The organism is Ramlibacter sp. (genome assembly GCF_041916345.1).
Classification (GTDB): domain Bacteria; phylum Pseudomonadota; class Gammaproteobacteria; order Burkholderiales; family Burkholderiaceae_C; genus Ramlibacter.
Genome location: NZ_JAYRZR010000166.1, coordinates 1 through 3,393, shown reverse-complemented (window position 1 = coordinate 3,393; position 3,393 = coordinate 1). Strand labels below are relative to the sequence as shown.

Here is a 3,393-nt window from a genome sequence, read left to right as displayed (position 1 = left end):
GGCGTGAAGTGCATAACGAAGCGCGGATGCTTGGCCAGCCAAGCCTGCACCTCGGGATGACTGTGCGTGGCGTAGTTGTCGACGATCAAGTGAAGCGTGAGGCCCTTGGGCGTCTTGCGGTCGATCGTAAGCGTGGCCCCAAGGCCCTCTTGACGAAGGCCGGTCAGATGTCGACCACGTGCCGCAGCAACGAGAAGCCCACGCGCCAGGTCGTGCTGTCACCCGGGTCGATGCTGGCGGTGCGCTGGTTGATGCGCACGATCACGCCGACAACCGTGTTCAGGTGCTTGTCCTCGAAGGCCACCTTCTCGCCGCAGCGGAAGTCGTTGCGCCCGGCGCGCGGTGCCGGCGGCGGCGCAGGCTCGGGTGCCGGCCGCGGCGCGCCGGCTGCGGGTGGCTCCACCGCCGTGTAGGGGACTGTCCAGGCGCTGCGCGTGGCCTGCTCCTGGATCGTCAGCTGCGTGTCCTTCATCGCCACGACCGTGCCCACGCGCATCTGCCCATCGCGCCAGTCCATGAAGCGCACCGTCTGCCCCATGTGCAGGGCCTTGCGCACCTGCAGGATGCGCCGCGGATCGGCCAGCATGCGCTCGATCACCGAGTTCAGCTGGAACAACTGCAAGTTGCTCGCTTGCTGGAGTAACTCCAGCAGCCGCGCGTCGATGCCGGGGACGTTCATGCCGCCATCTTGCCGCGACCGCCGCGCGCCACCGGCTGCAGCCCGATGTTCCATGGCAGCAGCTCGTCGATGCGGTTGATCGGGTGGTCGGCGATGCGGGTGAAGACTTCGCGCAGGTATGCCTCGGGGTCCAGCCCGTTCAATTTGGCAGTCTCCACCAAGCTGTAGAAGGCCGCTGCCCGCTCGCCCCCGGCGTCCGAACCCATGAACAGGTAGTTCTTGCGGCCCAGGCTCACGCCGCGCAGCGCGCGTTCGGCCGCGTTGTTGTCGATCTCCAGGCGTCCGTCGTCGACGTAGCGTGTCAGCGCCTTCCACCGGCCGAGGCTGTAGCCGATGGCCTGGGCGATCTCCGACTTCGTCGACACCCGCGGCACCAGTTCCTCCAGCCAGGTGCGCAGCGCCTTGAGCAGCGGCCCAGCACGCGCCTGCCGCTGCGCCCGGCGCTCCTCGGGCGGCTGGCCGCGGACCTCGTCCTCGATCGCATAGAGCGCGCGGATGCGGGCAAGCGCTTGGGCCGCCAGGCTGTCGGGGCCGCGCTTGCCGGCGACGAACAGGTCCCACCACTTCCGGCGTGCATGCGCCCAGCAGGCCACCTCCTGCACCTGCCCGGTGGCATACAGCCGCGGCCAGCCCGCGTAGGCATCGGCCTGCAGCGCGCCGCGGAAGCCGCGCAGGTGATCCTGCGGATGCTCGCCGCCGCGATCAGGCGAGTAGGCGAACCAAGCGGCCCGTGGTGACGGGTCGCCGGCGGGCCGGTCGTCGCGCACATAGACCCACAGCCGGCCTGTGCGGGTCTTACCGGCGCCCGGCGCCAGCACCTTCACCGGCGTGTCGTCGCCGTGGACCTTGTCGCTGGCCAGCGCGTGGCGGCGGATGGCCGCCACCAGCGGATCGATCAGCGCGTCGCCCTGGTCCACCCAGCCGCCCAGCGTCGAGCGGTCGAGCTCGACCCCGTCGCGGGCGAAGATGCCGCTCAGGCGGTACAGCGGTTGATGGTCGCAATACTTGCCCACCATCACGTGGGCCAGCAGCGCCGGCCCGGGCAGGCCGCGGCGGATCGGCCGGCTGGGCGCGGCCGCCTGGAACACCCGCTGGCAGCGCACGCAGGCCAGCTTGGGCCGCACGTGGCGCACGACCTTGAAGCGGCCCGGCACGTACTCCAGCTGCTCGGAGACGTCGCGGCCGATCTCGCGCAGCCGGCCGCCACACTCGCCGCAGCCGCAGGGCTGGCCTTGCGCGTCGTGGTGCTCGGGCGTCGTCTCAGGGCGGTGCACATGCGGCTCACGCGGCAGGTGCTCAGGCAGGCTGCGGTCCACCGACTTGTCGTTCGCAGCGCTGCTCGCGGCGGTGTTGGCCGCAGGCGACACCAGCGCTTCGGTCGCCTTCTTCGGCTCGATTCCATCCAGTAGTTCACCTTCCAGCAGGCTGCCTTGCGCGGCTGGCGTGCCGTCGGCGAAGCGCTCGCTGGCGCTGCCGAAGATCATCTGGTTGCGCCTTGCCAGCTGCAGCTTCAACTTCTGCACCACCAGGTGCAGCATCTGGATCTCGGCGTCGCGTGCCTGCACCACCAGGCGCAGAGCATCGACAGAGCCGGCGGCTTGGGCCTGGTCTTCGGGGCGGTGGACGTCGTTGGACACAACACCACTGTGCCCAGCAGCGCTTGGGCTGGGCACCCGGGGGATCACCAAGCCGAGCTCATCCAGTGGTCGGCACCGCCGTCAGGCCATCAAGCTGCGAGCTCGGGGGTGTGCGTGCGCACAGGCATGCGCCAGTCGATGCCCTCCAGCAGCATCGACAGCTGCGCCGGGCTGAGCGCCACGGCCCCGGCTTCGGCCTGCGGCCAGATGAAGCGCCCGCGTTCCAGCCGCTTGGCCAGCAGCATCAGGCCCTGGCCGTCGAACCACAGCACCTTCAGGATGTCGCCGCGCCGGCCACGGAAGACGAACACATGCCCGCAGAACGGGTTGGCCGCCAGCGCGCTCTGCGCGACCGCAGCCAAGCCGTCGAAGCCCTTCCTCATGTCGGTGTGGCCGGCGACGATCCAGACCCGGGTGTTGGCCGGCAGGCCGATCATGCGGCGCCGACCAGCGCCCGCAGCACCGTGCGCAGGCTGGCCTCATCGACGGGGCCGCGAACCCGCACCACCGTGCCGCGAACGTTGATCTCAATGGTGCCGAGTGGAGCGCGTGCCGTCACTGCAGGCGGTGGCGGTGGCGCCGGCGAGGGGGCACACGCCGCCACCGGCTCGACGAACGTCACTGGCAGCAGCACCGGGCCGCAAGAGTCCTTGGCAGCGGCGGATGCCAACGACTGCAGATGCAGGCGCCGCCAGTTGAACAGCAGGTTGGCATTGATGCCGGCGTCCTGGGCGATGGCCGCCACCGACGCACCGGGCACCAGGCTGCGCTCGACCAGCGCCAGCTTGAATGCCTCGGTGTGCCGGCGCCGGATGTCCTTGGGCTTGGTGACTCGCTGGCCGTCCATGATGTGCATCTGCCGGTTAAGTGCACACCTACAAGCGGGGCACGGATCAGCGGATCGTGCTCAATCCCGGCCGGATGGGGAATGCGGCCTTGAGGCCCCGCTTACGGTCGATCAGGCGCAGGAACTTCAGCTACTCCGTCTGGCGGTGCCGCGGCTGGCGCATCGAGATCACCCGACCGTCCGGCGTGTTCAGGGCCGCGAACAGCGTGGTCCTGCCGTGTCGTTTGTAG

4 protein-coding genes and 1 pseudogene are annotated in these 3,393 nt (G+C 69.9%); all 5 read right to left on the bottom strand.

Going from position 1 to position 3,393, the window contains the following annotated elements; genetic code table 11:
- A pseudogene (locus ACE3T5_RS21350) lies at positions 1 to 125 on the bottom strand (IS630 family transposase); the annotation flags it as partial.
- A 38-nt stretch (positions 126 to 163) separates the two neighbouring features.
- Complete coding sequence (locus ACE3T5_RS21345) at positions 164 to 679, bottom strand: hypothetical protein (protein ID WP_374670122.1); 516 nt, start codon at positions 677 to 679, stop codon at positions 164 to 166.
- Entirely contained in the window at positions 676 to 2,217 is a 1,542-nt protein-coding gene (locus ACE3T5_RS21340; RefSeq protein WP_374670123.1) for an IS66 family transposase, read from the bottom strand. The genes ACE3T5_RS21345 and ACE3T5_RS21340 overlap by 4 nt, the downstream gene beginning before the upstream one ends.
- 188 nt (positions 2,218 to 2,405) lie before the next feature.
- A complete protein-coding gene (gene tnpB, locus ACE3T5_RS21335; RefSeq protein WP_374670121.1) occupies positions 2,406 to 2,753 on the bottom strand; it encodes an IS66 family insertion sequence element accessory protein TnpB in 348 nt (115 codons plus the stop codon).
- Positions 2,750 to 3,163, bottom strand: coding sequence for a transposase (locus ACE3T5_RS21330; RefSeq protein WP_374670120.1), 414 nt, complete (start codon positions 3,161 to 3,163; stop codon positions 2,750 to 2,752). The genes tnpB and ACE3T5_RS21330 overlap by 4 nt, the downstream gene beginning before the upstream one ends.
- Positions 3,164 to 3,393 lie beyond the last annotated feature (230 nt).